Source organism: Pseudidiomarina sp. (assembly GCF_048268165.1).
Lineage (GTDB): Bacteria > Pseudomonadota > Gammaproteobacteria > Enterobacterales > Alteromonadaceae > Pseudidiomarina.
In genome coordinates this window covers 22178-44500 of record NZ_JBLWWA010000005.1, presented here as the reverse complement: position 1 = coordinate 44500, position 22323 = coordinate 22178, and the positions used below count along the sequence as shown (strand labels likewise).

Sequence of the window (22323 nt, the reverse complement as noted above, 5' to 3'; positions counted from 1 at the left end):
TATCTCTCTATTGGTTTGATTGAGCGAGCTCGCGCTCGGTTTTCAATTTAAAGACTTTTTTAAGAAAAATCTTGGCTGGACAGAAGCCAGTGAATGACTGCTGGAATAAATTAGCACCAACAAACACAGTTAACCAGATCCAATTTGGATGAACCCATACGGTTAAGGCAACAGATAATAACACCATAAAGCCAGCAAAGGCAGTTAAAGCACGTTCTACACTCATGATACTCTCCGTAATTAAGAAGTTTCTAAATTAGCATAGCTCTAAATTTTATAATCGCAAAGTGATTTGCATCATTAATTTAGTCATTACTTAATTAACCTCCCCCATTTGGCGTACTTTAATTCGAAAGGCTAACGGAGTAAGCTTTACTGCCATACACAAAGAAGATTCATTATGAGTAATAAAAGCTCAGAACTGCACCATCTGCATGTAACAGCAAAAGCAGCAGCTGCGCATGCACACGCGCCCTATAGTCGTTTTAAAGTCGGCGCTGCGTTGGTCACGGATGCTGGCAAACTTATCACGGGCTGCAATGTGGAAAATGTTTCTTACGGGCTGTCAAATTGTGCGGAGCGCACTGCAATTTTTACTGCTGTTGCACAAGGCGTTGACCTCTCTAAAGTTAAACAATTGGTTATCTATACACCCAGTGAGCAAGTCTATTCTCCTTGTGGAGCTTGCCGGCAGGTAATGGCAGAGTTTTTTCAACCAGAAACGGAAGTTATATCAACCTGCGATACGGGCCAGAAAAGTTGGACCGTTGCGACGTTACTGCCGGACGCCTTTCACTTCGATATCGAAAAATACAGAGTTTAATTGCTATGGATATTTCACAGGCTGCGTTAAAAGCACTTCACTTTACCGATCTTACTTCCTTAAATAACAACGACACGCCCAAAGACATTAGCGCATTGTGTGCCGCTGCAGATACGCCTTTTGGTTCCCCCGCGGCGGTTTGTGTATTTCCAGAAATGGTGGTGTGGGCAAAGCATGAATTACAGCGGCTAAACTTGCCGCACGTAAGGGTTGCTACGGTAACTAACTTTCCTTTCGGCAGTGAAGATATAGCCCGCGCAGTTGCTGAAACTGAACGCGCAGTTGCCTGCGGTGCCGATGAAGTGGACGTGGTATTTCCTTGGCGAGCGTTGCAAGACGGTAACACCCAATGCGGTTTTGATTTAGTGTCAGCGTGTAAAACCGTCTGTGCAGATACAGCGCAGCTTAAAGTGATTATCGAAAGTGGTGAACTGCAAACCAAAGATTTAATTCGTTCTGCGAGTGAAATAGCGATTTCAGCGGGCGCTGACTTTATTAAAACGTCAACTGGCAAAGTGCCTGTTAATGCAACGCTTGAAGCTGCAGAAGTTATGCTCACCGCTATCAAAGTTAGCGGTAAGAATAGCGGGTTTAAAGCAGCTGGTGGCGTACGCACTGCTGCTGAAGCCGCTGAATATTTGATTTTAGCCGAGTCGATAATGGGTCGCGAATGGCTTACCGCGGAGCACTTCCGCTTTGGTGCCAGCAGTTTATTGAAGAATCTGCTGGCGACACTTGCGGGACAAAATCCAGCGGCTAGCGAAGGATACTAAATGTATTTACCACAAGAAATTATTCGAATTAAACGAGATGGTGGTGTGCTTACATCTGACCAAATTAGGTTCTTTGTTGAGGGGCTTACCAAAGGCTCGATTTCTGAAAGTCAGATATCTGCGCTCGCGATGGCGGTATTTTTTCGTGGAATGACGGCCGATGAAACAGTCGCCTTAACCCTAGCTATGCGCGATTCGGGTACAGTGTTGAACTGGAAAGCCATGGATCTGGATGGGCCAGTTTTGGATAAGCATTCAACGGGTGGTGTTGGGGATGTCGTTAGCTTAATGCTGGGTCCAATCATTGCTGCGTGCGGCGGTTATGTGCCGATGATTTCTGGGCGTGGGCTAGGGCATACCGGCGGTACGCTCGATAAAATGGATTCGATACCCGGTTATCAAACGCTGCCTGACCTTGAAACCTTGCGGCGTGTGGTGAAGCTGACAGGTGTTGCTATTATTGGCCAAACGGGTGATTTGGCTCCCGCCGATAAGCGTTTTTACGCCACGCGAGATATTACCGCAACAGTTGAATCGATTCCGCTGATCACCGCTTCAATCCTGTCAAAAAAACTCGCAGCAGGTCTTGAGGGTTTAGTACTTGACGTGAAAGTTGGCAATGGTGCAGTCATGCAGAGCGAATCCGATGCATCAGAGCTTGCAGAAAGCTTGGTTGTGGTGGCCAACGGTGCCGGTTTAGCGACGAGTGCTATTCTGACCGATATGAATCAAGTGTTGGCAGAGTCTGCTGGCAATGCCATTGAAGTGCGTGAAGCCATTAGGTACTTAACCGGTGAATATAGAGCGCCGCGGCTGCATGAAGTGACCGTGGCGCTTTCGGCAGAAATGCTGTTGTTAGGCGGATTGGCGGAAAACTTTGAGCAAGCCCAAAGTAAGGTTGAACAGGCTTTATCGAGCGGTGCAGCAGCAGAGCACTTTAGCCAAATGGTAGGGCAGTTAGGTGGGCCGAACGATTTACTTTCTAACTACCATCGTCACTTACCGCTCGCTAAGGTGGCTAAACCTGTATTTGTGAACGCGACTGGGTTCGTCACGCAGATTGACACACGTGCGGTGGGAATGGCGGTTGTTGCACTGGGGGGCGGGCGTCAACGCAGCACAGACAGCCTGGATTTTGGTGTTGGTCTTGATGCAATTGTGGGTTTGGGAGCGTATATAGACAATAAGACACCCGTCGCGATGCTTTATGCTCGAGACGAAGACAGTTGGGAACTTGCTGCAGAACGTGTACGCAACGCTGTGACAGTAGCAGCTGAACCGGTGGCGGCGAGTAAAGTCATCTACCGCTATATTCGTAATTAGAATTAGCCCCGAACAGGACGGTATATTATGGCGCGTGCAATTATTGTGGTGCTTGATTCATTTGGTATTGGTGCAGCAGCGGATGCCGACAAGTTTGGTGATGTTGGCGCTGATACCTTTGGGCATATCGCGCAAGAAGCTGCCGAAGGGCGCGCAGAAGTCGGGCGAACTGGCCCATTAAGCATACCGAACTTGATTCAGTTAGGTTTAGGTGAAGCCTATTATGGGGCAACCAATGAACAGCCCCAAGGCATTGAGCCGGCGGCAGAGATAACCGGCCGTTTTGGATGGGCGCAAGAATTGTCGTCGGGCAAAGATACCCCGTCCGGACACTGGGAAATGGCGGGTGTACCGGTTTTATTTGACTGGGGCTACTTTCTTGAGCCACAGAATTCATTTCCAACCTCGTTACTTGACGCGATTGTTGCGAAAGCCAATCTGCCAGGCTACCTAGGTAATTGTCATGCCTCTGGAACCACCATTATTGCTGAGCTTGGTGAAGAACATATTCGAACGGGTAAACCTATTTTTTATACATCGGCAGATTCGGTGTTTCAGATAGCGTGTCATGAGGAAAGTTTTGGACTTGAGCGGCTGTACCGCCTGAGTGAAGTCGCGCGCGAGTTGCTTGAGCCATATAACATTGGGCGCGTTATTGCTCGTCCATTTATCGGTGATGATGCAGCTACATTCAAACGCACTGGAAACCGCCGCGATTATGCCGTTCCACCGCCGGCCCCGACGGTATTGGATAAGCTTGTTCAGGCGGGTGGTGAAGTTATTAGTATTGGTAAAATTTCCGATATTTTTGCGCATCAGGGGGTTACCAAACAACTAAAAGCGACGGGTATACCGGCTTTGGTTGCCACTACCATAGCGCAGCTAAAAGAAGCGCCTGACAACAGTATTATATTCACCAATTTGGTCGATTTTGACAGCGACTACGGGCATCGCCGCGATGTAAGTGGCTATGCCGCTGCGTTGGAGTTATTTGACCAACTGTTGCCCCAACTCAAAGCGGCACTGCAACCGGATGATATATTGATACTTACCGCAGACCACGGCTGTGATCCGACGTGGCCGGGCACCGATCACACGCGAGAGTATGTGCCGGTAATTGCTGTTGGTAAAAAAATTGAGGCTGGCTCCATGGGGCGTCGGGAAACCTTCGCAGATATAGGCCAAACAGTGGCTCAATGGCTAAACCTGGCACCGCTCGATTACGGCAAAAGCTTTTTAACTGAGTAAATATAATCATGACGACACCCCACATTAATGCAGCCAAAGATGCTTTTGCACCAATCTGTTTGCTCCCTGGCGACCCCCTTCGTGCCGAATTTATAGCGAGTTCATTCCTAACTGATGCTAAGCAAGTAACCGATGTACGCAATATGTTGGGGTTCACGGGTACCTACAAAGGAGTGCCGGTGTCTGTGATGGGCAGCGGTATGGGTATACCATCCTGTTCAATCTACGCCACTGAGTTGGTCCGCTTTTATGGTGTTAAGCAACTTGTCCGCGTGGGCAGTTGCGGCGCAGTGCAACCGGATATCAATCTTCACGACATCATTTTAGCGCAGGGTGCCAGTACCGACTCAGGCGTAAATCGCCAGCGTTTTAATGGTTTGGATTTTGCTGCGATTGCAGATTTTGGGTTGCTTAGAAAAGTGGTGGAGCAAGCCGAGCGAACAAACCTCAACGTGCGAGTTGGTAATGTGTTTTCTGCCGATCTTTTTTATCAGGACGATAAGTCGAGGCTGGAGTTACTCCGTAAACACGGCATTCTCGGTGTAGAAATGGAAGCAGCCGGATTGTACGGAGTTGCAGCTGAATATGGTGTTGCGGCACTGACAGTACTTACTGTTTCTGATCATATCGCGCGCGGCGAAGCCATGAGCTCAAGTGAACGCCAAAGCGGTTTTCGCGACATGGTGCAATTGACCCTCGATGCCCTCATTTAATTGTTAATAAATACTGCCTTTAATAACTTTTTCTAATTCAAAATTAAATTTTACCCCCCGGTAATAGAGGCTATAACCTGAAAGGGGTAGCTTCTACTTACTCCCTCATTTCACTCGTAAATAAGCGGGCTTCCGCTAATCTATAGTCATCAAATAGAACTTCGGATAGGGGTATTAAGATGACTAAATTTAATCAAATTAAATCAGGCATGTTTGTTGGTGCAGCAGCTGCACTTGCACTTTTTAGCGGTGTCGCTCAAGCGGACGCGGGTGCTTCGGTTTATCAAAAAAATTGCATGGCATGCCATCAAGCAAATGGCCAAGGCATGGCAGCAGTATTCCCACCGCTTGCTGGTAATTCAAACATTATCGATAAGCCAGACTATGTGGCGGAAACAATCATTGCAGGTAAGTCAGGCAAAATCACCGTCAATGGTGCCGATTACAACGGCATGATGCCGCCCATGGGATACATGAGCGATGCAGACATAGCAGCAGTTGTGAATTATGTGAACGAGAAGTTTGCAGGCGGCAACAAGACTGTCACAGCTGAAGAAGTTAAAGCGGTTCGTTAATTTATAATTAGTTATTACTTGGAGTAAGTCTCATGAAAAACTTTGTTAAAACTGCAGTTGCTAGTGCGCTATTAGTCTCTATTGCCGGTTTACCAGCAATCGCTGATGCAAACGTTCCACTTAAGCATGACAGCGAATACGTAATTGACGGTAAAATCTACGGCATGCCAAAAGCTAAAATCTACCGTGAAGATTACAACGGCCCAGCGGTTGTTGGTGACTATGTAACTATGGTGCCGCACCTTGCTGAGCTTGATTATAAAGGTAATAAAGAACACGAAGTACGCATGGACGTTTTTTCACAAAAAGTAGAAGTAGCGCCAGGTGTTAGCTATAACGCATGGACATTCGGTGGCAGTGTTCCAGGCCCAGTACTTCACGTTCGCGAAGGTGATCGTGTGGTATTCAAAATGAAAAACCGCTCAACCGAAGAAGTGGTTATTACTAAGCCGTTTAAAGGTGCAGCGCCTTACTACAATCAAGTCGCGCAAAACCAACTGCAAAAACATGAACCTGTTGTAGCGCCAATGCCGCACTCAATGGACTTTCATAGCGGTACCGTAGCAGCCAACGATAAATGGGCGACTATTGCCCCAGGCGAAACTATTGAGTTTGAATGGATTGCAAACTATGCGGGTACTTACATGTACCATTGCGGTACTTCGAGCGTGTTGATGCACACCGCGATGGGTCAATATGGTGCTGTTGTTGTATCACCAAAAGAAGGCTACCCAACTGACAAAGAAGTTGATCAAGAATACGTAATTGTTCAGTCAGAAATGTACCTATCAGAAATGGGTGATAGCTACATTTACGACCATTCCGCAGCGTTAGCACGTGACCCAAGCCACGTAGTATTTAACGGCCACGTGTCAGCTCTAAGCGAAAACCCGCTGAAATCTAATGCTGGTGACCGTGTACGTATTCACTTCTTAAATGCTGGTCCGTCAGGCACTTCAAGCTTCCACGTTATTGGTGCCATTTTTGACCGCGTGTGGGCTGAAGGTGACCCGCGTAACACTTGGTATGGCATGCAGACCGTGCTGTTGGGCGCGAGTAGCAGCGCAACCGTAGAGTTTATTGTGCCAGAAGAAGGCGTGTACAAGTTAGTTGACCATGAATTTGCTGATGCTGAACGTGGTGCTGCTGGCGCTTTATACGCAGGCCCTCGCAAAACTAAGTAATTGAGGTGATGAAATGACTAAGTGGCTGAGTGTTTTGAGTTTATTGGTAGTAGCCAGCGTGAATGCAGACCCGGTAATTATTCCAGCCGGCGAGTATAAGCCTGCCGTATTGTTGGACGAGTCCGTTGACACAGTGGTTATGCCAGCGTTCAAGCTCGATGCGACACCAGTCACTTATGCAGATTACTTGGTGTTTACACAAGCCAATAAGAAGTGGCGGCGAGATAATATCGCCGCCATCTTCCACGATGGTAATTATTTAGGTGATTGGCCGAGCGCCGAAAGCATTCCTGCGAAGCGCGCCGATTCAGCGATCACCCAAGTGTCTTGGTTTGCTGCTCGAGCATATTGTTCAGCTCAAGGTGGACGTCTACCAACACTGGATGAATGGGAATATGCCTCGAATTATCAACTGCAGCAACAAGGGCTAAGTGACAAAGCCTATGCGCGGCTGCTGTTTGGCCGACATAGCAATCCGACCGCTTACGCACAGCAGTCAATCGAAAGTGGCTCGAAACAATTGATGCATATGCATGATCGAGTCAACGAGTGGGTGGAAGATTTCCAGTTGTTGCTCACTAACGGCGATAACACAGATTTGTTGGCGGGCTCTTGCGGCGATAGCGCGCGGTTTATGGCTGACTTTGGCGATGCCAGCTATGCAACATTCTTCCGCTATCAGTCACGCAGTAATTATCGCGCCCAAAGCACAACCAGCACGCTAGGTTTCCGTTGTGCATATGACATGGAGTAACGAACGATGAACAAATTAATTTTGGCGCTCGCAACTTTCTGCTTGGTATCTGGGGCTGCATTTGCGCAAGATCACAGCCAACACAGCCATCACGATCACAAAAACCACACCACGTTGGGTGCTGCAGAAGTAAGCCAGGACGACTCTATTTATCATTTAGATGGTACATGGCAGAGCCACACCGGTGAAACCTTAACCCTGGCTGACCTACAGGGGCAGCCCGTTGTGATTTCAATGATTTACGGCAGTTGCACCACCGCGTGCCCAGTGCTAGTGAATGATGCGCGTCGCGTTTTCGAAGCATTGCCTGAGCAGTATCAGGCGCATGTGAAATTGGTCATGGTTAGCTTCGATCAAGATCGTGACACGCCAGCTGCACTTGCTGAATATGCCGATAAATATGGGCTTGGCGATGATGTTTGGACATTTTTACATGGTGACGATAACAACATTCGCGCGCTGGCTACTTTGCTAGGTGTGCGCTATCGCAAACGTTCAGATGGCGATTTTGATCATAGTAATCTCGTTACAGTGCTCGATACACAAGGGCGTATTGTGCAGCGTACTGAAGGATTGAATCGCCCTATAGACGCCGCCGCCGCGGCTTTAATTAAAGTAATCGATGATAATCACTTGCTGCATCATTAAGTGACCTAAGCCAGAATTGAGTTAATCGTACAAAAGTGCCGCGAATTCGGTTAGAATTCGCGGCACTTTCGTATTCAATTCTGTTCCTTAAGGTAAAAAGAGTCAACGCATGTCAGAACTGGCTAAATCAATTGCAAAAGAAGTCGCTAAACGCCGCACTTTTGCGATCATTTCTCACCCGGATGCGGGTAAAACCACCATTACCGAGAAGGTATTGTTGCATGGGCAAAAGTTACAGAAGGCCGGTACTGTAAAAGGAAAGAAATCAGGTCAGCATGCAAAGTCTGACTGGATGGAAATGGAGAAAGAACGTGGTATATCGGTCACGACCTCGGTGATGCAATTTCCGTATCGCGGTGCTTTGGTCAATTTACTCGATACACCGGGACACGAAGATTTCTCTGAGGACACCTATCGAACCCTTACCGCGGTTGACTCGTGCTTAATGGTTATCGACGGCGCAAAAGGCGTAGAAGATAGAACCATTAAATTAATGGAAGTTACGCGCTTGCGTGACACGCCGATTATTACCTTCATGAATAAGCTTGACCGCGATATTCGCGATCCAATCGAACTGCTCGATGAAGTTGAAAATGTACTGAAGATAATGTGTGCCCCAATTACTTGGCCGATTGGTTCGGGGAAGAATTTCAAAGGGGTTTATCACCTTATTAACGATGAAATTATTTTCTACAAGACTGGCCAAGGTCACCGCATTCAAGAAGTTGATGTGATTAAAGGGCTAGATAATCCAGAGCTCGATAAGCGCATTGGTGACTATGCAGACGACTTGCGGATGCAGATAGAGTTGGTAAAAGGCGCCTCGAACGATTTTGATTTAGAAATGTTTTTAGCGGGTGAATTAACCCCTGTCTATTTTGGTACCGCCTTAGGAAACTTCGGTGTTGACCATATGCTTGATGGGCTAGTTAACTGGGCCCCGACACCACTGTCCCGCGAAACCGATAACGCAGAGGTGATAGAAGCAACGCATCCAGCGTTTTCTGGGTTTGTGTTCAAAATTCAGGCAAACATGGATCCGAAGCATCGCGACCGTGTGGCGTTTATGCGAATCGTTTCGGGGAAGTATGAAAAGGGCATGAAGATGCATCAGGTGCGCATTGGTAAAGATGTCCGCATTGCAGATGCGCTCACCTTTTTAGCTGGTGATCGTGAACACGTGGAAGAGGCTTATCCGGGGGATATCATCGGCTTACACAATCATGGCACCATTCAAATCGGTGACACGTTTACGGGCGGCGAGAAATTCAAGTTTAGCGGTATACCTAATTTTGCACCGGAGCTATTCCGCCGTATTCGCCTGAAAGACCCATTGAAACAAAAACAGTTGTTAAAAGGCCTTGTGCAGCTCTCTGAAGAAGGGGCTGTGCAGGTGTTTCGCCCATTAAGTAATAATGATTTGATTGTCGGTGCGGTCGGTGTGCTGCAGTTTGATGTGGTTGTACATCGCTTGAAATCTGAATATAACGTGGATGCTGTTTATGAGAGTATTAATGTAGCGACCGCGCGTTGGGTAAGCTGTTCTGATGCGAAGAAACTTGATGATTTTCGGCGTAAAGCAGAGTCAAACTTGGCGCTCGACGGTGGCGATAACCTCACTTACATTGCACCAACAATGGTTAACCTTAGTTTAGCCACGGAGCGCTATCCGGAGATTGTGTTTAGTCACACGCGCGAACATTAACTTATTTAAAATGGTCGGAGGGCGTTATGAAGTTATTTGATAGTCACTGTCATCTTGATTTCGACGCCTTCGCATCAGACCGCAAAGACGTTATTGCTCGCGCCTTAAATGCCGGTGTTCGCGCAATTTTTGTGCCCGGTGTTTCGCGTCAACAAAGCGTTAGCAATTCGCGTAACGACAATCAATGGCCGGGCGATTGTGCTGGTGTTGCGCTGCTGCAAGGCTTTGGGCTGCACCCGTATTTTATTCAGCAACATCATGATGATGACTTACAGTGGCTGGCGCAGCAACTGGAAAGCCACCCCACCGCAGCTGTTGGTGAAATTGGTCTGGATGCGTGCTGCGACAACTACGCTATTCAAACCCGATTATTTACCGCACAAGTAGACCTCGCCTGTGAGTTTCAGCGTCCCGTTGTCATTCACCACCGTAAAACACAGCCGGAATTACTGCGTAAACTGAAGCAAGCTCGTAATAAACTGCCTGAAAACCCAGGTGTCATTCATGCTTTTAGTGGCAGTAAAGAGCAGGCCAATGCGTGGATCGAACTTGGATTTATGCTGGGCGTTGGCGGCACTATTACGTATGACAGGGCCAGTAAAACGCGTGCAGCAGTGGCGCAAGTAAAGCTCTCGCATTTGCTACTAGAGACCGATGCGCCAGATATGCCAATTTCGGGGTATCAAGGTCGGCGCAATGAACCGGCTCGCTGTAGCAACGTCGTTCGGGTGTTGGCGGAATTGCGGGAGGAATCAGCTGAAGAACTCGCTGTTGCAACTTGGAACAACGCGTGTCGTTTATTTGGTTGGCATGGGTAAGCGACGGTAACGCCAGCGGTTGAACGTGATTGCGATAAATACACCCGCGATAATTGCAAAGAACAGCAAAAATTGACCATAAAAAGTCAAATAGGCATGGGTTTTTACAGGGCCTTGTAATAATAACGTTTCATCTATCGTTAACGTTAGGTAGCCGATTACCTGGGTTTCATTGGTGATTTCTTTCACGACGGTTAAAGCCTGCTGCACTTCATCGGTATCGCTTAATGAAGTCGACTCTACAACGTTCTGGCCATAGCGGTTTTGAACTTGAGCTGAAGCAACAAACGGTTGCTGTTGTAAGTTATTCACCAACTCTTGCAAGTTCACGACTTGATCAGTTTCAAGCCAGTAGTGCGCTTCTGAGGCGGCCTGTTCAGCTGTTAGGCTCACTAAGTTGTGGCTGTGCGCTTGAAACTCCTGCAAACTGGTTGTATGCATAGCAGTCCAAGACTGCTCAATGAGTAGTATGATAAGCACAGCCAAGCCCAACCGACGGCCACGCCGATAGACAAGTTTAAATAGGCTGTTAACATGAGTAGGGATTTTTATCATGGGTCAAATATACGTTGATATGTATGGGTTTCGCAACAAAATTAACGCCAGAGGCTAAAGCTTGATGCTTGATTTTTCTAAACCGGGACTTGCCATTTTTGATATGGATTCAACCCTAATAACCATTGAGTGCATTGATGAAATCGCCGCGATAGCGGGATGCAAGAACGAAGTTAGCCTTATTACGGAACGTGCTATGCGCGGCGAACTAGACTTCGCAGAAAGTTTAAAGGCACGCGTTGCCGCATTGCGTGGCGTGCGACGCGCTCAGTTGGAGCAGCTGTTTGACCCCATTCCATTTACGCCAGGGGCGCAAGAGTTGCTGCACTGGTTGCACCAAAAAGGTTGGAAAACAGCACTAGTTTCAGGCGGGTTCACTTGGTTTGCTGCATCGGTAAGCAAGGCGCTCAAACTTGATTTTTGCCTTGCAAATCACTTGGTATGGGACAATGACATGCTAACCGGTGACGTTGACGAGCCCATTGTGGATGCCCGAATTAAAGCGGAATGCCTTGAACGCTGGGCCAGTGAAGCTAATGTTCCGTTGCATCAGACATTGGCTGTTGGTGATGGTGCCAATGATATTCCTATGCTGACCGCCGCCGGTTTTGGCGTTGCATTTTGTGCAAAACCTGCCTTGCGGGAAATTGCAGATTTGGTCATTGATGAACCTGATTTAATGGCCATCGTGCGTTATTTCGAACAACAGACAATAAACACCCCATCACACGCTTGGTAGCTCAGGAAAAATTCGCTATGGCAAAAACAAAAACAACGTTTGTATGTAATGAGTGCGGAGCAGACTTTGCGCGCTGGCTAGGGCAATGTCCTGAGTGCAAGGCGTGGAACACAATTACAGAATTGCGCCTGGCAAGTGCTAAACCGACCGGCGCCGAACGGCGCGGCTATGCTGGCTCTACGCGTGCAACGGTGCAGACACTTAGCGATGTTAACCTTGAAGAGCTACCGCGCTTTAGTAGCAGTTTTGCAGAGTTTGATCGCGTATTGGGAGGCGGTATTGTGCCTGGCTCGGCTATCCTGATAGGTGGGTCGCCAGGAGCTGGTAAAAGTACCTTACTGCTGCAAACTATGTGCCGTTTAGCTGAGAACATGGCTGTGCTCTATGTAACGGGTGAAGAGTCATTGCAGCAGGTTGCGTTGCGTGCTCAGCGCCTCAATTTGCCAACTAATAAGCTGCGGATGCTGGCCGAAACGTCAGTTGAGACCATCTGTGATTTAGCGGATAAAGAAAAGCCACGAGTTATGGTGATTGACTCCATTCAGGTAATGCATTTAGCCGATATTCAGTCAGCACCAGGCAGTGTCTCACAGGTTAGAGAGTGTGCGGCCTTCTTAACTCGCTACGCGAAACAGAATGGGGTAGCGATTGTCATGGTTGGTCATGTAACCAAAGACGGTTCACTCGCGGGCCCTAAGGTACTGGAGCATTGCATTGACTGCTCAATTCTTCTTGAGGGTGACACTGACTCACGGTTTCGTACGCTGCGCGGCCATAAAAATCGTTTTGGCCCTGCGAATGAACTGGGTGTATTCGCAATGACCGGTCAAGGGCTGAAAGAAGTGACTAACCCATCAGCAATATTTTTACAGCGCGGTGAGCAACATGGTAGTGGCTCGGTGGTGATGGTTATTTGGGAAGGTACACGTCCGTTATTGGTGGAATTACAAGCATTGGTTGATGCAAGTCAGTTGGCGAACCCGCGGCGGGTTGCAGTGGGCATGGAAACCACCCGATTGGCTATGTTGCTCGCAGTACTCCACCGGCATGGTGGTTTACATATGTCCGACCAAGACGTATTCGTGAATGTGGTTGGTGGCGTTCGGGTTACCGAAACTGGGGCTGACTTAGCCTTGCTGTTGGCTATTGTCTCAAGCTTTCGTGAGAATGAGTTACCGAAAAACTTAATTGTATTTGGCGAAGTTGGGCTGTCAGGTGAAATTCGCCCTGTGCCAAATGGGCAAGCACGCCTGCATGAGGCTGCCAAACACGGCTTTACGCGAGCCATCGTACCTTTTGGTAATAAACCCAAAGAAGCGATAGAAGGTATGCAAGTTATCGGTGTTAAAAGCCTACAAGATGCTTTAGAGGCGATTTGACAGTGTTGCGAACGCTTGGTCTGGTTTTGATGACCTGCATGATGAGTGGCAATGTATCTGCGCAGCGCCTCGTATCGTTGAATCCTTGTTTCGATGCATGGGTACCGCAATGGTTGCCGACGTCATGGGAATTTGTGCCGAGCACCGTGCATGGAAATCGGTTGGAACGTATTTTAGCCGAGCAACCTGATGTTGTTCTTTATGGTACATATACCAATGCGCGCTTAGTTGCAGCGCTCGATGAGGCAACTCAGATTGTGTTGGTGGATGAACCGAACTCGTGGTCACAGTGGCAGCGGAGTTTGACGACCGTCGGTGATGCCCTGCAACTGGACGATGAGATTTTAAGCTGGGCAACCCAACAAGAGCAGCGCATGTCGGTCGGGAAAAATTTCCAGCAAGACATATTAATTATTATGCCGAACCAATACAGCTGGGGTGGGAGCAGTTTTATTGTTGATATGTTGCGTCACCATGGGGTTGCCGTGAACGTTGCTGATGAAGATGTTGCGTTGGTTCAAATACGCTTAGAGCAACTTATTCAGATGCAACCTCAACGCGTTGTTTTGGATGGCTTTGCAAGTGACTATGCGCGCGCAAACGACTGGCTTTGGCATAATGCGCTGCAGCCATGGCTGCAGCAGCGGCAGGTGGTGCAAATACCGACAGAGCTGGGTGGTTGTCCAGCCCAGCGCGCCCATGACTATCTGAATAAGGTGACGCAATCATGACCGTGCGGCTATTAATTATTGCCACTTTGGCGCTACTGATTGTGCTTTGGCACCTTGGTAGCGGTGGTCAAAGCTGGTCACTGATTCCGCAAAGTACACTTGATTACTACATTCTTGAACAAATCCGCGCGCCCCGTCTCATGCTGGCTCTGTTAAATGGAGTTGCTTTAGGTGTTGCGGGCAGTGTTTTGCAATTGTTGTTACGAAACCCTTTGGCAGAGCCAGGAATCACGGGTATCGCCGGCGGTGCAGCCGTGGCTACTGTAGTTACCCTTTACTGGGGTGCAGTAAGCCCAGTGGTTTGGTGGTTACCGTTTATTGGTATGGCTGGAGGGCTTATAACGCTCGCCTTATTGTGGGTTTTTGCGGGTTCTCAGCCGCGTGGTATACGCATAATTTTGGTTGGTGTGGCGTTGGCTGCAATTTCCGGCGCGTTGATTGCAGTGGTGTTGAATTTGGCGCCCAATCCGTTCGCTTTTCAAGAGTGGGCGTTGTGGTTAATGGGCTCGGTGGCAAACCGAGGATGGGCTTATGTGTGGTTGATGATTCCGGCTGTGGTGTTTGCGATTGCGTTATTGGTAAGTCAGCGCAGTTACCTGCAGGCACAAGTTTTCGATGAGGTAACCGTTGAGACATTAGGCTTTCATGAAGGGCGAAGTAAGTTCCTGTTACTGTTAGCGGTGGCATTGCTGGTATCCGCTTCGGTAGTGACCGCCGGAATTATTGGTTTTATAGGATTAGTCGCACCCCATGTGGTTCGGCTGCTGGGTGTTAACCGCCCGTTACCTCTTGTCATTTTCAGCGGTATTGTTGGCGGTGTTTTATTGGTTGCTGTAGACGCTTTGGTAAAATCTATGGACACCCGTGTTGAGTTGCAGCTTGGTGTGGTTATTGCTTTATTAGGTGCTCCGTGGCTTCTGGTGCTGCTGACAAAGCAGGAAAGTCGTGATGCTTAAACTGGATAATATTGCACACTCGGAGCGCCTTAAATCATTAAGCTTCCGCACAGGAACAGGGCAACTGATTGGTGTGATTGGTGCAAATGGAGCTGGTAAATCGACACTACTCAAAATTATCGCCGGGCTACTTAACGATGTATCAGGCGTGGCAACGTGGGGTGATCAGGATATAACGCGCTGGTCGGCAATCGAGCGCCGCCAACACCTAGCCTTTATTCCACAGCAAACACAATTTCAGGAACCTGCAACGGTTGCCGACTTATTGCGAACTGCGCAAATCAATCTTCGTGCTAGCGCGCAAGAGTTAGCTCAGTGGCGTCAGTTAAGTATTGAACAGTTTGAGCTTGAAGCTCTTTTAGAGCGAGCGGTGACCCAGCTATCAGGTGGTGAACAGCGACGCGTGACGTTGGCCTGTACACATGCCATGAACCGGCCATTGTTAATTGCTGACGAGCCAACAGCCAGCTTAGATCTCAACTATCAGTTACTCACCATGGATTGGCTTAAAACTAGCAGTCAGCAGGGAAAACTGGTGTTTGTTGCCCTGCATGATTTGGCCTTGGCAGCGCAATATTGCGATCAAATTCTTCTTTTACATCATGGTGCCTTGCTGGCGCATGGCACACCCAACCAAGTATTAACAGACGCTAACCTTGCCACTGCGTACAAGGTTAGCGTTGATTGGTTATGTAATCCAAAAGGTGTGGCTATGTTGCCGCGCCGCCTTTAATGTTCCTGACGCCATAATTCTGGCAATGTAAGCGGTCGTGATTCTAAGCGAACAGCGTTCGTTGTGGCCGACTGGCTGCGTTGCACAGAGTCTGCGCCTTTGGTGCTGACCGGTTCGCATTGGCCAAATGTCATGTGATAAGCAGCAGCCTGCAACATCGGATCATCGGCAGAGCCCCAGTCACCAACAAGCACGTCACTGGCGGCGCAGTTTGGTGCTAAGCCGTCAAAGTAACGCCCTTCATCAAGCGCATTAACAGTCTCAAAGTTGACGACAAAAGCGCGTTTGTCACAGAGCAGTTCAGGAATTTGACCAACTGGTTTGCCACACGTTGGCCCGCCAATAACAACAACCTCAACGTATGGGTCTAGCGCATTAATGATCAATTCCGATGAGGAACAGCTGGCCCGTGTTGTTAATACGTAAACACGGTTCAGGTTGAGCTGCTCGATGCCTTCATACAGTTGGAATTGCTCAATAAAGTTAGAGTCAGAATTATTGGCATTAAACAGATACTTGGTAAACACTTCGCCGATAACGTTATCCCCTGCGCTTTGTGTTGCCGCTTGGTTGGCGAATCGTGTTAAGCCACCGCCGTTATAGCGAACATCGATGATCAGCTCATCGACGCCGGCAAATTGGTCATAGGCCGAATTGAGATCTTCACCGGTACGATTAATAAAGCTATTGAGTACGTAGTACCCGACATCTTTTCCGTCAACTGCAAAGCGGTCAACAGCCAAAACTGTATTGGTTTCGACAATGTCTTTGGTCAAGACATCAGTAAAACTGGTTCCGGCCTGTTCCCGCCAGGTAATTTCAACGCTTACGCCAACGTCGCTGGCGCCTAGCTCCTCTTCGTAGCGGTTTTGCTCAAGCAAAGTTTGCACCGACACACCGTTAATGTGCGTGATTTCATCAGAGCGTTTCATACCCGCCACTTCGGCTGGCGATTCGGCGTAAACGTAATTAATAAAAACACGGTTATCGGTGGTGATTCGAGAGCTAAACCCAAGTCCGGCATACTCGGCATCCACAAAGCGACTTTGGTATTCTTCTTCGGTTAAAATGAAACTGTAGCGATCTTCAGGAATGACCAAATCTTCAAGCAAGTCATACACATTGGAATAGTTCGCCAGATTGACATTGGTTGGCAAATCTTCATTCCACAAGTAGTCGTCCTGCATGTAGTCGTAAAAACGACTCACTTGACCAGCGTTACTGCACTGATCCACGATAGGTGTAAACTCTTCGCCACTATCACTTCCGCATCCCGCAAGAATAAAGCAGCTCGCTAGACTCGACAGTACAAACTTTTGATTTGTTTTCATTCTATCAATCTCTCTACAGGTAATATGTACGTTATTAAGATGACAGATTTTTACGCAAATCGCCAAACTTTCCCTAGTGACGCGCGTCATCAAATTTGGCACACTGCCTGCCACGTCGTTTTTAAGAGATTCATCTATGACCGCAGTAATGATCGATTTAACAGGCCATGAGCTTACAGCTGAGGAGCGCGAATTGCTTGCGCATCCAGCGGTAGGTGGGGTGATTTTATTTAGTCGCAATTTTCATGACATTGAGCAGTTGGTGGAACTGGTGCGACAAACACGTGCCGCAGCGAGAAACCCACTGATAGTTGCAGTTGATCATGAAGGCGGTCGGGTACAACGATTCAAAGACGGCTTTAGCAAAATTCCTGCCATGGCAGATATCTTGGTAAAAGCCGCAAGCGATGAGCAGGCCTTACATTGGGCTCAAGAAATGGGTTGGTTGATGGCAACAGAAGTGCTGGCGATGGACATTGATATCAGTTTTGCGCCAGTGCTCGATGTTGACGGCATCAGCGAAGTAATTGGTAACCGTGCATTTGCCACTGAAGCCAAGCAAATCATACCTGTCGCTCGAGCTTTTATCAGAGGCATGCACCAAGCTGGCATGAAAGCTACAGGCAAGCACTTTCCAGGGCATGGGTCTGTGCGTGCCGACTCACACATTGAAATACCGATTGATGAGCGCAGCTGGAATGAAATTCTTGAGACCGACCTTCCACCCTTTATCGAGCTCGCCAGTAGCCTCGATGCGATGATGCCTGCCCATGTTATTTATCCGGCGGTTGATGATAAACCAGCAGGTTTCTCGCACTATTGGCTACAGGATATTCTGCGTGCACAACTGCAGTTTAAAGGTATTATTTTTAGTGATGATTTAGGTATGGCTGGGGCAACGGTTGCGGGTTCTATGACGGATCGCGCTTATGCTGCTTTGGATGCGGGCTGTGACATGGTGTTGGTCTGTAATGATAGAGCAGGCGCTATTGAAGTCATCGAAGCAATAGAGCCACGCTTGGCGCAGCTCAATAAACAACAAGAACGCTGCTACCAACAGTTGGCCAAGCCAGCAGGCATGACCTTATCGGTACTACATAATCACCCGCGCTGGCACGCAGCGCAGGCAATATTGTCAGAAATGGCGTCGGAATCAACTGACTCGTAATAGGTTAGACTGAGGCGTAAGGCAGCGGATCAACACGATTGTTCGCTGCAAATGCCTCAAGTCGTTCAACGCAGGCGCCACACTTACCGCATGCTTGTTCACGCCCATTATAACAGGTCCATGTTTGCGCGTAGTCGAGGCCCATGGCTAAACCAGCTGCAAGAATTTCCGCTTTCGTGTTGGTCAAAAATGGCACTTCGATAGGTATCGGTTCATAGTTGGCGATTAGGCTAACGGCATTCATCTTTTCGACAAACTCAGGGCGACAGTCAGGGTAAATTGCGTGGTCACCAGAATGCGCGCCGTAATATACCGCCTCAGCTTTAATGCTCACCGCGTACCCGATGGCAAGCGCAAGCAAAATCATATTCCGGTTCGGTACAACAGTTGACTGCATTGATTCGGCTTCGTAATGCCCCTCAGGGATGTCGATATCTGAGGTCAAAGAACTTCCAGCCAGCAACGTATTAATCGCTGTAATATCCACTACTTTGTGATGAATATCTAAAGATTTGCAGACAGTGGCGGCTGCATCGAGCTCGCGAACGTGGCGTTGCCCATAGTTGAAACTCAAGGCGTATACGTCGTGTCCTTGCTTTAGTGCATGATGCAACACGGTAAAGGAATCCATACCACCTGAGTAAATAACGACAACTTTTGCCATTAGAAGATCCTATTCTTACTGAATTTACGCTAAAATTATGCGCTCAATGTATAAATATGCGCACGTGTATTGTATCGCAATTCTTTTAGCAGATGTTGGAGAATCCTATTAGCACCCTGTATCCGATTAACGAAATATTCCAAACCATTCAAGGCGAGGGGATATTCACTGGCGTGCCAGCCATATTCATCCGTCTGCAAGGTTGTCCGGTGGGTTGCCCATGGTGTGACACGCAACATACTTGGGAGCAACGTGAGAGTGATCAGGTTGATGCAACAGAGGTCTTTGAAAAGCAACAACCAAGCTCAAACTGGGCCTCCATGACTGCCGATGAAATGGTTAAGTTGCTTCAGAATAAAGGTTACACTGCGAAGCATGTGGTGATTACTGGCGGTGAGCCAGCAATGTTTAATCTTATTCCGCTTGGGCAGGCGTTAGAGGAAAAGGGCTATCAGCTTCAAATTGAAACGAGTGGAACGTTCGCAATTCAGGTAACGCCCGCTACTTGGGTAACTGTATCGCCTAAGTTAGACATGCCGGGCGGCTATCTTGTGCGGCCCGACTGTATGAATCGCGCGAACGAGATCAAGTACCCGGTTGCCATGCAAAAGCACATTGAACAGTTTGATAAACTCTTAAAAGCTTGTCCGCCACGACCTGAGGCTATCATCGCGTTACAACCGATTAGCCAGCGTCCACGCGCCACCGAGCTTGCGATTAAGGTTTGTATCGAGAGAAATTGGCGTCTGTCTGCCCAGTTGCACAAGTATCTCAAAATCGAGTAGGCGCTCAGCCTACTTTTAATCTCTGCCATTTAGTTATTCCTATACTGAGTTTCCAGTGCCCAGCAGCAAGAGGAAATTCAGATGGCTCGCCGTTACTTACATTCCAGTACCTATCCAATAATTAGACGAACCCGTGGTCAGGGCATGACCGAATACATCATTATCGTTGCACTCATTGCCGTTGCTGCCATCGGCGTTTATTCCTTGCTGGGCAAAACTGTGCGCGGTCAAGTTGCCGGCATAGCTAATGAAATAACCGGTCAAAGCTCATCTGAACAACTTAATAGCGCACGTTCTGCAGCTCGACGAGCCAATACATTGGGTCGCCAGGATGTGAGCCTGGGTAATTACGATGAAGTTACCGAGTCGGGCAATTAATATGAGGCACCACAACGGATATGTCAGCGTCTTAATCTTGCCCGCATTAGCTGGTTTGCTGATGCTATTACTTGGCGTTGTCAGCCAGCAGCACAAGCTTCAGCAACGCTGGCATTTGCAAAGTGCTGCGGACACCATGGCTCACAGTGCCGCAACGATTATGGCCCGTGAATTTAATTTACTCGCGGTGCTTAATCGGGCGTTGATTGCCAATCAAGTGGCGCAAGCACAACTGCTAGGACTGTCCAGCTGGTATCGCAATCTTGCTACAGCTACTGATCGGCTGGCGCTGGTAAGTAGCTGGATTCCTTATTTGAACGTGGTTACGCGTCACCTTGCGAACGCTACAAGGCATCTCAATACGCCATTGCAAACCTTCTTAGCAGCAGGCCTCATATTGCAACGTGCCTTGGTTGAGTCATTGCGCATCGCTCAAATTATGGTGCGCTATTCATTTGCCATGATAATTCCCAAAACTCTAGCAGAGCTGGCGCAGCTACAGAATATTTCTGAGCATGAATGGACCTTGTTACATGGTCCGGGTTTAGTCCAGTTTCCATGGCTGTGGTGGACGTTTATCCCGCCGCAGTCAGCCGCTGGCGATAAAGGCTTGCTGGCCGATTTGGTGCGTCGCAGTCAGGATTCATTTTCTCAGCATCGAACCTATACCTGGTTCAACGTTGGGCTTATCAAAGCACAAAAAACCGGCGGAACCGATCTTGTAGTGAGTCAACAAGGTAGCTGGTCATGGCAGTCGATGGATACGGTTGCGCTGCATGTTCGGTTATTGTTTGGTCGCGAAGAAGTCCCGTGGGGCAACGGTGTTACCCACACGGATAGAAGAGTCACAAGACTACAGGTGCAGCGGTTTGGTGGCAGTGCAAGAAAGAATCCGAGAACGGCACGTTGGGCACTTACGGAACAACATAGCTTAGGTGGAATGAGCACACCAAGCTATTTCAACCGCGAAGAGCTTGAACCCGCGCACTGGCCGTCGGTAATTATTCAATTTGATGATGTGGTTGCCAAAGCTGGAATACGGTTCTCACGGCCGCATGCCGTTTTCCCCCGTCGCGATGGGCGTAGCGAACGGGCTAATCTCTTTAATGCAATTTGGGAACCTGAACTGCAATCACTGACGCGACCAGAAAAGCTAATTATCAGTCAACTTCGCGAGCAACAGTCATGAACAAACACCATGGACAAGCAATTATTGAGTTGGTGACGGCGCTTGGTGTGATGTCAGTCATGCTGTCATTTGCCTTGGGGAAATTGAATGAAAGTATGATTGCTCAGCATGGGCACTTGAATAAGCTCCGTGCTGAAATTTTTCAGCCAATTCCTCAGTTGCAATGGCAACACAAACCGAACGACGAATTTAGTCAGCGTGTAAAGCCTGTCGTTGATGCGCTTAATGCAGTGGTTCAATTTGATTTACCAATGAATAACGTCATTCAAGTGCACGCTGAAAACTCTCCATACAAGCTAGCGCGCCTTTCACACGGGTGGCAAGCTGACTCATTCGTTCAACTTACCCAACGTCCTGCCCAGCTAACAGTCAGCCATCACCTGAAAAGTATGGGTTTTAATGCAGTGTTTGATGGTGTTGGTCATCTTCCGATTGCTCAAGAGCTAAGAAATAAATCCCTGGTACTCGGTAAGGTGGATGCCGAAATTACCCCATTCGAACTCAGATGCTTGGACGCATCATGTCAATAGCCGCCGCATGGCTGGCGGTAAATGCGCAGCTCATAACCAATTCACGTGAAAGCGAATTGTGGCAAATATCGGAAGCAGCAGATGTACATGTTCTGCAAGCGCGTTTGCCGTGTGTGCAGAAGTTGGAGATGGAACGACAAAGGTGGTGTCGCACGCCGACGCGGCTTTGGTTGTTTAGCGAAGTTGGCAGCAAGCACTATGTGCAAGGTTTTGAATTAAGAGAATCATTGACGCGCGACAGTGCCGCTCATCATGCGTGGTTTGGTGAGCATTTAGGTGAGTACAGAATTGATGGATTTGTACTTTCCACTTATCGCAATCGGATCTCGGCGGACACTTTAATTCGCGGATTTAGGTTTCGCCAGGCCACGCGTATCGTTTCTATCAGGGAGATTGAGTATGGACGTTATCACGTGCAATTGCGTGCGCCGCGCGAGGATTTGCTGGTTATCCAACAGAAAATTGAGCCGGCAGCCGCGCCGGACACGATTGCAATATCAATGCGGGCAGAGCGCGATTGAAATCTTGTTGATGATGCTTGTTGCTGCAGCCATTTGGCTAACACCTGTCACGTCAGCACAAGCGACTGTAATTACATTATTCGAGCAAATTGCGCAGTCC

26 protein-coding genes are annotated in these 22323 nt (G+C 48.3%); 22 read left to right on the top strand and 4 right to left on the bottom strand.

Translation table 11 applies throughout. The features are described from left to right. Positions 1-7: 7 nt before the first annotated feature. Positions 8-226 carry a DUF2892 domain-containing protein gene (locus ACN0UY_RS11105; protein ID WP_417667098.1) on the bottom strand — a complete coding sequence of 73 codons (219 nt, stop codon included), beginning with the start codon at positions 224-226 and terminating at the stop codon, positions 8-10. A gap of 174 nt (positions 227-400) precedes the next feature. Here ACN0UY_RS11105 and ACN0UY_RS11100 point away from each other — a divergent pair, with 174 nt between their 5' ends. From ACN0UY_RS11100 to ACN0UY_RS11050, 11 genes are all read left to right on the top strand, one after another. Next, positions 401-823: a cytidine deaminase gene (locus ACN0UY_RS11100; RefSeq protein ID WP_417667096.1), complete on the top strand. Its 423-nt coding sequence runs from the start codon at positions 401-403 to the stop codon at positions 821-823. Between the two features lie 5 nt (positions 824-828). Next, positions 829-1596 (top strand): deoxyribose-phosphate aldolase, encoded by a 768-nt coding sequence (deoC, locus tag ACN0UY_RS11095; protein WP_417667094.1) that lies wholly within the window; start codon positions 829-831, stop codon positions 1594-1596. Then, positions 1597-2919 (top strand): thymidine phosphorylase, encoded by a 1323-nt coding sequence (deoA, locus tag ACN0UY_RS11090; protein ID WP_417667092.1) that lies wholly within the window; start codon positions 1597-1599, stop codon positions 2917-2919. It begins immediately after the preceding gene. Between the two features lie 27 nt (positions 2920-2946). Then, positions 2947-4167 carry a phosphopentomutase gene (locus ACN0UY_RS11085; protein WP_417667090.1) on the top strand — a complete coding sequence of 407 codons (1221 nt, stop codon included), beginning with the start codon at positions 2947-2949 and terminating at the stop codon, positions 4165-4167. Positions 4168-4175: 8 nt separating this feature from the next. After that, positions 4176-4880 carry a purine-nucleoside phosphorylase gene (deoD, locus tag ACN0UY_RS11080; RefSeq protein ID WP_417667088.1) on the top strand — a complete coding sequence of 235 codons (705 nt, stop codon included), beginning with the start codon at positions 4176-4178 and terminating at the stop codon, positions 4878-4880. A gap of 179 nt (positions 4881-5059) precedes the next feature. Next, entirely contained in the window at positions 5060-5455 is a 396-nt protein-coding gene (locus ACN0UY_RS11075; RefSeq protein ID WP_417667086.1) for a c-type cytochrome, read from the top strand. A gap of 32 nt (positions 5456-5487) precedes the next feature. After that, the gene (locus tag ACN0UY_RS11070; RefSeq protein ID WP_339879816.1) at positions 5488-6639 is read left to right on the top strand and encodes a multicopper oxidase domain-containing protein; all 1152 of its coding nucleotides are present in this window, start codon (positions 5488-5490) and stop codon (positions 6637-6639) included. A 13-nt stretch (positions 6640-6652) separates the two neighbouring features. Continuing rightward, on the top strand, positions 6653-7393 hold the full coding sequence (locus ACN0UY_RS11065) for a formylglycine-generating enzyme family protein (RefSeq protein WP_417667084.1): 741 nt from the start codon (positions 6653-6655) through the stop codon (positions 7391-7393). Positions 7394-7399: 6 nt separating this feature from the next. After that, positions 7400-8041 carry an SCO family protein gene (locus tag ACN0UY_RS11060; protein WP_417667082.1) on the top strand — a complete coding sequence of 214 codons (642 nt, stop codon included), beginning with the start codon at positions 7400-7402 and terminating at the stop codon, positions 8039-8041. Between the two features lie 109 nt (positions 8042-8150). Next, a complete protein-coding gene (gene prfC, locus ACN0UY_RS11055) occupies positions 8151-9746 on the top strand; it encodes a peptide chain release factor 3 (protein ID WP_417667080.1) in 1596 nt (531 codons plus the stop codon). Between the two features lie 26 nt (positions 9747-9772). Further along, on the top strand, positions 9773-10564 hold the full coding sequence (locus ACN0UY_RS11050) for a TatD family hydrolase (protein ID WP_417667078.1): 792 nt from the start codon (positions 9773-9775) through the stop codon (positions 10562-10564). On the opposite strand, the gene ACN0UY_RS11045 is transcribed toward ACN0UY_RS11050, so the two are convergent. After that, the gene (locus tag ACN0UY_RS11045) at positions 10544-11005 is read right to left on the bottom strand and encodes a hypothetical protein (protein WP_417667076.1); all 462 of its coding nucleotides are present in this window, start codon (positions 11003-11005) and stop codon (positions 10544-10546) included. The two genes, ACN0UY_RS11050 and ACN0UY_RS11045, sit on opposite strands and share 21 nt — an antisense overlap. 178 nt (positions 11006-11183) lie before the next feature. On the opposite strand from ACN0UY_RS11045, the gene serB reads away from it, so the two are divergent. From serB to ACN0UY_RS11020, 5 genes are read left to right on the top strand one after another with little or no spacing between them, the layout of a single operon-like run. Continuing rightward, positions 11184-11858, top strand: coding sequence for a phosphoserine phosphatase SerB (gene serB / locus ACN0UY_RS11040; RefSeq protein WP_417667074.1), 675 nt, complete (start codon positions 11184-11186; stop codon positions 11856-11858). Between the two features lie 17 nt (positions 11859-11875). Then, complete coding sequence (gene radA, locus ACN0UY_RS11035) at positions 11876-13237, top strand: DNA repair protein RadA (protein ID WP_417667072.1); 1362 nt, start codon at positions 11876-11878, stop codon at positions 13235-13237. 2 nt (positions 13238-13239) lie between these two features. Beyond that, complete coding sequence (locus tag ACN0UY_RS11030; RefSeq protein WP_417667070.1) at positions 13240-13968, top strand: ABC transporter substrate-binding protein; 729 nt, start codon at positions 13240-13242, stop codon at positions 13966-13968. Beyond that, a complete protein-coding gene (locus ACN0UY_RS11025; protein ID WP_417667068.1) occupies positions 13965-14924 on the top strand; it encodes a FecCD family ABC transporter permease in 960 nt (319 codons plus the stop codon). Before ACN0UY_RS11030 ends, ACN0UY_RS11025 begins: the two co-directional genes overlap by 4 nt. Beyond that, entirely contained in the window at positions 14917-15657 is a 741-nt protein-coding gene (locus ACN0UY_RS11020; protein WP_417667066.1) for an ABC transporter ATP-binding protein, read from the top strand. Before ACN0UY_RS11025 ends, ACN0UY_RS11020 begins: the two co-directional genes overlap by 8 nt. On the opposite strand, the gene ACN0UY_RS11015 is transcribed toward ACN0UY_RS11020, so the two are convergent. After that, positions 15654-16988, bottom strand: a complete 1335-nt coding sequence (locus ACN0UY_RS11015) for a S41 family peptidase (RefSeq protein WP_417667064.1) — start codon at positions 16986-16988, stop codon at positions 15654-15656. The two genes, ACN0UY_RS11020 and ACN0UY_RS11015, sit on opposite strands and share 4 nt — an antisense overlap. Positions 16989-17124: 136 nt before the next feature. Here ACN0UY_RS11015 and nagZ point away from each other — a divergent pair, with 136 nt between their 5' ends. After that, entirely contained in the window at positions 17125-18156 is a 1032-nt protein-coding gene (gene nagZ, locus ACN0UY_RS11010) for a beta-N-acetylhexosaminidase (protein ID WP_417667062.1), read from the top strand. 4 nt (positions 18157-18160) lie between these two features. Here nagZ and queC read toward each other — a convergent pair whose 3' ends face one another. Further along, positions 18161-18820: a 7-cyano-7-deazaguanine synthase QueC gene (queC, locus tag ACN0UY_RS11005; RefSeq protein ID WP_417667060.1), complete on the bottom strand. Its 660-nt coding sequence runs from the start codon at positions 18818-18820 to the stop codon at positions 18161-18163. Between the two features lie 92 nt (positions 18821-18912). Here queC and queE point away from each other — a divergent pair, with 92 nt between their 5' ends. From queE to ACN0UY_RS10980, 5 genes are all read left to right on the top strand, one after another. Further along, positions 18913-19605, top strand: coding sequence for a 7-carboxy-7-deazaguanine synthase QueE (gene queE, locus ACN0UY_RS11000; RefSeq protein ID WP_417667058.1), 693 nt, complete (start codon positions 18913-18915; stop codon positions 19603-19605). An 81-nt stretch (positions 19606-19686) separates the two neighbouring features. Beyond that, positions 19687-19983 carry a Flp family type IVb pilin gene (locus ACN0UY_RS10995; protein ID WP_417667056.1) on the top strand — a complete coding sequence of 99 codons (297 nt, stop codon included), beginning with the start codon at positions 19687-19689 and terminating at the stop codon, positions 19981-19983. Continuing rightward, a complete protein-coding gene (locus ACN0UY_RS10990) occupies positions 19958-21172 on the top strand; it encodes a hypothetical protein (protein WP_417667055.1) in 1215 nt (404 codons plus the stop codon). Before ACN0UY_RS10995 ends, ACN0UY_RS10990 begins: the two co-directional genes overlap by 26 nt. Continuing rightward, the gene (locus ACN0UY_RS10985) at positions 21169-21702 is read left to right on the top strand and encodes a hypothetical protein (RefSeq protein WP_417667053.1); all 534 of its coding nucleotides are present in this window, start codon (positions 21169-21171) and stop codon (positions 21700-21702) included. Before ACN0UY_RS10990 ends, ACN0UY_RS10985 begins: the two co-directional genes overlap by 4 nt. After that, positions 21693-22223 (top strand): hypothetical protein, encoded by a 531-nt coding sequence (locus ACN0UY_RS10980; protein WP_417667051.1) that lies wholly within the window; start codon positions 21693-21695, stop codon positions 22221-22223. Before ACN0UY_RS10985 ends, ACN0UY_RS10980 begins: the two co-directional genes overlap by 10 nt. Positions 22224-22323 lie beyond the last annotated feature (100 nt).

Excerpts from the sequence above, each read along its gene's own strand:
- ACN0UY_RS11105 (WP_417667098.1), bottom strand. The coding sequence starts at position 226 with ATGAGTGTAGAACGTGCTTTAACTGCCTTTGCTGGCTTTATGGTGTTA.
- ACN0UY_RS11100 (WP_417667096.1), top strand. The coding sequence starts at position 401 with ATGAGTAATAAAAGCTCAGAACTGCACCATCTGCATGTAACAGCAAAA.
- deoC (WP_417667094.1), top strand. The coding sequence starts at position 829 with ATGGATATTTCACAGGCTGCGTTAAAAGCACTTCACTTTACCGATCTT.
- deoA (WP_417667092.1), top strand. The coding sequence starts at position 1,597 with ATGTATTTACCACAAGAAATTATTCGAATTAAACGAGATGGTGGTGTG.
- ACN0UY_RS11085 (WP_417667090.1), top strand. The coding sequence starts at position 2,947 with ATGGCGCGTGCAATTATTGTGGTGCTTGATTCATTTGGTATTGGTGCA.
- deoD (WP_417667088.1), top strand. The coding sequence starts at position 4,176 with ATGACGACACCCCACATTAATGCAGCCAAAGATGCTTTTGCACCAATC.
- ACN0UY_RS11075 (WP_417667086.1), top strand. The coding sequence starts at position 5,060 with ATGACTAAATTTAATCAAATTAAATCAGGCATGTTTGTTGGTGCAGCA.
- ACN0UY_RS11070 (WP_339879816.1), top strand. The coding sequence starts at position 5,488 with ATGAAAAACTTTGTTAAAACTGCAGTTGCTAGTGCGCTATTAGTCTCT.
- ACN0UY_RS11065 (WP_417667084.1), top strand. The coding sequence starts at position 6,653 with ATGACTAAGTGGCTGAGTGTTTTGAGTTTATTGGTAGTAGCCAGCGTG.
- ACN0UY_RS11060 (WP_417667082.1), top strand. The coding sequence starts at position 7,400 with ATGAACAAATTAATTTTGGCGCTCGCAACTTTCTGCTTGGTATCTGGG.
- prfC (WP_417667080.1), top strand. The coding sequence starts at position 8,151 with ATGTCAGAACTGGCTAAATCAATTGCAAAAGAAGTCGCTAAACGCCGC.
- ACN0UY_RS11050 (WP_417667078.1), top strand. The coding sequence starts at position 9,773 with ATGAAGTTATTTGATAGTCACTGTCATCTTGATTTCGACGCCTTCGCA.
- ACN0UY_RS11045 (WP_417667076.1), bottom strand. The coding sequence starts at position 11,005 with ATGCATACAACCAGTTTGCAGGAGTTTCAAGCGCACAGCCACAACTTA.
- serB (WP_417667074.1), top strand. The coding sequence starts at position 11,184 with ATGCTTGATTTTTCTAAACCGGGACTTGCCATTTTTGATATGGATTCA.
- radA (WP_417667072.1), top strand. The coding sequence starts at position 11,876 with ATGGCAAAAACAAAAACAACGTTTGTATGTAATGAGTGCGGAGCAGAC.
- ACN0UY_RS11025 (WP_417667068.1), top strand. The coding sequence starts at position 13,965 with ATGACCGTGCGGCTATTAATTATTGCCACTTTGGCGCTACTGATTGTG.
- ACN0UY_RS11020 (WP_417667066.1), top strand. The coding sequence starts at position 14,917 with ATGCTTAAACTGGATAATATTGCACACTCGGAGCGCCTTAAATCATTA.
- ACN0UY_RS11015 (WP_417667064.1), bottom strand. The coding sequence starts at position 16,988 with ATGAAAACAAATCAAAAGTTTGTACTGTCGAGTCTAGCGAGCTGCTTT.
- nagZ (WP_417667062.1), top strand. The coding sequence starts at position 17,125 with ATGACCGCAGTAATGATCGATTTAACAGGCCATGAGCTTACAGCTGAG.
- queC (WP_417667060.1), bottom strand. The coding sequence starts at position 18,820 with ATGGCAAAAGTTGTCGTTATTTACTCAGGTGGTATGGATTCCTTTACC.
- queE (WP_417667058.1), top strand. The coding sequence starts at position 18,913 with ATGTTGGAGAATCCTATTAGCACCCTGTATCCGATTAACGAAATATTC.
- ACN0UY_RS10995 (WP_417667056.1), top strand. The coding sequence starts at position 19,687 with ATGGCTCGCCGTTACTTACATTCCAGTACCTATCCAATAATTAGACGA.
- ACN0UY_RS10990 (WP_417667055.1), top strand. The coding sequence starts at position 19,958 with ATGAAGTTACCGAGTCGGGCAATTAATATGAGGCACCACAACGGATAT.
- ACN0UY_RS10985 (WP_417667053.1), top strand. The coding sequence starts at position 21,169 with ATGAACAAACACCATGGACAAGCAATTATTGAGTTGGTGACGGCGCTT.
- ACN0UY_RS10980 (WP_417667051.1), top strand. The coding sequence starts at position 21,693 with ATGTCAATAGCCGCCGCATGGCTGGCGGTAAATGCGCAGCTCATAACC.